Here is a 4,922-nt window from a genome sequence, read left to right on the forward strand (position 1 = left end):
TCTTATCAACTTAACCTTGCATGTAATCGTAACTCGCCGGTTCATTCTACAAAAGGCACGCCATCACCCGTTAAAGGGCTTTGACTACTTGTAGGCACACGGTTTCAGGAACTATTTCACTCCCCTTCCGGGGTGCTTTTCACCTTTCCCTCACGGTACTGGTTCACTATCGGTCACTAGGGAGTATTTAGCCTTGGGAGATGGTCCTCCCAGCTTCCGACGGGATTTCACGTGTCCCGCCGTACTCAGGATCCACTCAGGAGGGAACGAAGTTTCAACTACAGGGTTTTTACCTTCTATGACCGGCCTTTCCAGACCTGTTCGTTTACCCCGTTCCTTTGTAACTCCATGTAGAGTGTCCTACAACCCCAAGAGGCAAGCCTCTTGGTTTGGGCTGTTCCCGTTTCGCTCGCCGCTACTCAGGGAATCGCAATTGCTTTCTCTTCCTCCGGGTACTTAGATGTTTCAGTTCCCCGGGTCTGCCTTCAATACCCTATGTATTCAGGTAAAGATACCATCCCATTACGGATGGTGGGTTTCCCCATTCGGAAATCTCCGGATCAAAGCTTACTTACAGCTCCCCGAAGCATATCGGTGTTAGTCCCGTCCTTCATCGGCTCCTAGTGCCAAGGCATCCACCGTGCGCCCTTTCTAACTTAACCAATTTATGGTCTTAATTTAAAAAAGAACTACTTTAATGATGTCTTGTCATTACATTATCTAGTTTTCAAGGAACAATGTTTTGAGAGATTATTCCCTCAAAACTAAACAAAGTCAGAATTCGTCAACTTATTTTCATCATGATCCGAAGATCAGATGTTCCGTAAATATCCTTAGAAAGGAGGTGATCCAGCCGCACCTTCCGATACGGCTACCTTGTTACGACTTCACCCCAATCATCTGTCCCACCTTAGGCGGCTGGCTCCTTGCGGTTACCCCACCGACTTCGGGTGTTACAAACTCTCGTGGTGTGACGGGCGGTGTGTACAAGACCCGGGAACGTATTCACCGCGGCATTCTGATCCGCGATTACTAGCGATTCCGGCTTCATGTAGGCGAGTTGCAGCCTACAATCCGAACTGAGAATGGTTTTATGGGATTGGCTAAACCTCGCGGTCTTGCAGCCCTTTGTACCATCCATTGTAGCACGTGTGTAGCCCAGGTCATAAGGGGCATGATGATTTGACGTCATCCCCACCTTCCTCCGGTTTGTCACCGGCAGTCTCCTTAGAGTGCCCAACTGAATGCTGGCAACTAAGGACAAGGGTTGCGCTCGTTGCGGGACTTAACCCAACATCTCACGACACGAGCTGACGACAACCATGCACCACCTGTCACTCTGTCCCCCGAAGGGGAAGGTCCTATCTCTAGGATTGTCAGAGGATGTCAAGACCTGGTAAGGTTCTTCGCGTTGCTTCGAATTAAACCACATGCTCCACCGCTTGTGCGGGTCCCCGTCAATTCCTTTGAGTTTCAGCCTTGCGGCCGTACTCCCCAGGCGGAGTGCTTAATGCGTTTGCTGCAGCACTAAAGGGCGGAAACCCTCTAACACTTAGCACTCATCGTTTACGGCGTGGACTACCAGGGTATCTAATCCTGTTTGCTCCCCACGCTTTCGCGCCTCAGCGTCAGTTACAGGCCAAAGAGTCGCCTTCGCCACTGGTGTTCCTCCACATCTCTACGCATTTCACCGCTACACGTGGAATTCCACTCTTCTCTCCTGCACTCAAGTCCCCCAGTTTCCAATGACCCTCCACGGTTGAGCCGTGGGCTTTCACATCAGACTTAAAGGACCGCCTGCGCGCGCTTTACGCCCAATAATTCCGGACAACGCTTGCCACCTACGTATTACCGCGGCTGCTGGCACGTAGTTAGCCGTGGCTTTCTGGTTAGGTACCGTCAAGGTACGAGCAGTTACTCTCGTACTTGTTCTTCCCTAACAACAGAGTTTTACGATCCGAAAACCTTCATCACTCACGCGGCGTTGCTCCGTCAGACTTTCGTCCATTGCGGAAGATTCCCTACTGCTGCCTCCCGTAGGAGTCTGGGCCGTGTCTCAGTCCCAGTGTGGCCGATCACCCTCTCAGGTCGGCTACGCATCGTTGCCTTGGTGAGCCATTACCTCACCAACTAGCTAATGCGCCGCGGGCCCATCTGTAAGTGACAGCTTACGCCGTCTTTTAGCTTACCAACATGAGTTGATAAGAATTATCCGGTATTAGCTCCGGTTTCCCGAAGTTATCCCAGTCTTACAGGCAGGTTGCCCACGTGTTACTCACCCGTCCGCCGCTAACTTTTGGGAGCAAGCTCCCGCAAGTTCGCTCGACTTGCATGTATTAGGCACGCCGCCAGCGTTCGTCCTGAGCCAGGATCAAACTCTCCAATAAAGTGTTTGAATAGCTCATAAAGTTTGTTACATATAGTAACTGAATTAACGTTGACGTTTTTTCTGCTTTGTTTAGTTTTCAAAGAACAATCATTTTCCTATTCGCTTCCTAAGCGACAAGGAATATCATACCACTTAATTTCATTGAAGTCAACTGTTTTGAATAAGTTTTTTTCTAAAACGAAAATATATGTCTCAATAGCGACGTTTTTTAATATATCACTTTTGATCAGGTACGTCAATTCTTTTTTAATAAAAAAGTTTTTATTAAAGTAACTTCCTCATCAAAACCAATTATCAATACTTCCTGATCTCTTGTCATAATTGCGACATTTAATAATGTAACATTTTTATTCTCAGAAGTCAACTTCCTATTAAAAATTTTTTTCTACAAAAAAAACCCATCTATAAAAAAGGTAATAAAAAAGTGACGAAGGTAAATAATATCACCTTATTTATACAAGTTCAATAACTAAATTAATAAATTAAAAATAAGGTGCATACGAAACTCTTTTTCCTTTGTATTGTTACTTCTGTATATTTCATTCCTCCCAAAGGTGAATTCGGAACCTGTTCGGAACCTGTTCGTAACTTCCGAACAGGTTCCGAACAACCAGTATTTTAAAATAGATGTTTTAAAGACTGCTAAACTAACAAGAGTATTAATGTATTCCGCATCTGCTTAATTGTTAAAGCAGATGTTTTTGATTAAACAAATCTTTGGTTTTAGATACCTAAAGACAATTCGGGGTCAAGACATATTGAGAGAGGTACTAACGAGAATGTGTATATTCCAGGTTTCCACATAAAAAGAGCAACTAACCTTTAAAAGGTCACTTGCTCTTTTAGTTAATATGAACTTTATACAGCTACAGGTTTCTTATGTTCTGTACCGCCATTTCTTTTATTAATAAAATATTCTTTTAAGGCTGGAAGGGCAACACGGTCAATACCCCAGTAATAGCCTCCAACTCCTACAAATAATAAGATCACTGCTAAAGCTAGGTATTCTGGATTTGTACTAATTGTTCCAGCTAAAAGGAAGTTTAAGTTCATGAAAGCAGCAGCAATTAAAGCAGGGATGGTTGCTGCGCCAAGAATTAAGCCAATTCCCACTAGGAATTCCCCCCATGGAATTAACACATTAAACAACCCTGCATTAGGAAGAACGACACTTTCTAAAAATCCCGCATACCACCCTTGTACAATAGGAGTCTCTCCTCCTGCTTTTGCAATGGCTCCTTGCAAAAATCCGTTTACTTCAAATCCTCCTGTTATTTTTCCCCATCCTGCTGTCAGCCATTGTACACCTAACCAAATTCTTATAATTGTCCAAATTGCACTAACCCCAGGAGTTTTCCACCATTTTGTTTTCATTCTTATCCCCCCATTTATCTTGTGTCTAACTTCACAAGTGATTTTTTTAAAAATAGCATTTATAAATAATGTTTATTCATTCGTTTTATTGTGAATATATTCACTAACTTCTATGTCTATAATATACCTGACTCCATAAACACTTTCAATACTTGTCACTATTTTGTCATTAATTATGTTTATTAACTTGAGAATAGTGTTCATCATTTTGGATTTATCTTTAAATTTTCTTTGAATACTCCTATAGAAGATAAACAAGTCATCAACACTTCAAAAAACCATCGATGACTTGTTTATCTTTTATAGGATTTCTACTAATGGGGTATATAACAGGGGGGAATCTAGACAAAGGCACTTATACATCCAGCTCTTTTCTAAGTCTATTTTCAAAATTTTTATGTACATATGCCTTAATAAATAGGTTGCGCTCTTCTTGATTTTCGACCTTTTTAAACCAGCCAATTTTTACCATTCTTTCTTCCTCTGGCCTTGTAGCCCATGCAATTTGTGCCTCTTTTTCCAACTGGTACTCGACTCGTCGCCGCGCCACCATTTCCTTAAAACGATCTTCCCTTTCTTCCTCTCTGCCCTTAGAGTCTGGGAATTTTTTCATAATCTCTTCATATTGGCTTTTTACTTCACTGAGTTGAGAGGCTGCAATCTCTTCAAGTGAACTCCTTAATTCCTCAAGAACCTTGTTGTTTAAAACATCTGCCTCACTATTGTGGACTACATTTGTAGTCTCCATGTCCCCAACAGGAAAGGGCCTTACCTCAAATTCCCTCTTAATCTCATTAAAAATAGCGTTTAACACCCATTTTTCATTTCTTTTCTTTTTAATAAAAACCGCAATTTGCAGATCCAGTTCATCGTATACTTTTTCATTTGTATCCACTGTTCTAGAAATATAATGGATTCGTTTCTCTTCAAGCTTTTTAAACCAATTATAAACCGTATTCACATGTAATTTCTCTTCTTTTGAGGTTTGTTTAACCTCTTCAACAAAGTCACTCATCTTCCAATACAAAACGCCACCCCCATACAGATAGATCCACTACATTTGATCATAAAATGTTGAACACATGTAGTAGACATTCTACATGTAGAGCACATTTCCTTCTAATTATGGCTTTGGGAGTAGGGAGTTCTGAATAATAAA

The 4,922-nt window shown here is 42.2% G+C and carries 2 protein-coding genes and 2 rRNA genes (1 of these 4 cut by a window edge); all 4 read right to left on the reverse strand.

Going from position 1 to position 4,922, the window contains the following annotated elements:
- Nucleotides 1-662 (reverse strand): 23S ribosomal RNA (locus tag R4Z10_RS21895) (it extends 2,271 nt beyond the left edge of the window).
- 175 nt (nucleotides 663-837) lie between these two features.
- A 16S ribosomal RNA gene (locus tag R4Z10_RS21900) occupies nucleotides 838-2,387 on the reverse strand.
- The 16S and 23S rRNA genes sit together here, the layout of an rRNA operon.
- Nucleotides 2,388-3,247: 860 nt before the next feature.
- Nucleotides 3,248-3,763 (reverse strand): DoxX family protein, encoded by a 516-nt coding sequence (locus tag R4Z10_RS21905; RefSeq protein ID WP_338473414.1) that lies wholly within the window; start codon nucleotides 3,761-3,763, stop codon nucleotides 3,248-3,250.
- 355 nt (nucleotides 3,764-4,118) lie between these two features.
- Nucleotides 4,119-4,790: a hypothetical protein gene (locus tag R4Z10_RS21910; RefSeq protein ID WP_338473415.1), complete on the reverse strand. Its 672-nt coding sequence runs from the start codon at nucleotides 4,788-4,790 to the stop codon at nucleotides 4,119-4,121.
- Nucleotides 4,791-4,922 lie beyond the last annotated feature (132 nt).

The organism is Niallia sp. XMNu-256, assembly GCF_036670015.1.
Taxonomy (GTDB): Bacteria; Bacillota; Bacilli; order Bacillales; family Cytobacillaceae; genus Bacillus_BD.

Bases quoted from the DNA above. Each gene is read 5' to 3' on its own strand.
- R4Z10_RS21905 (WP_338473414.1), bottom strand. From the start codon at position 3,763: ATGAAAACAAAATGGTGGAAAACTCCTGGGGTTAGTGCAATTTGGACA.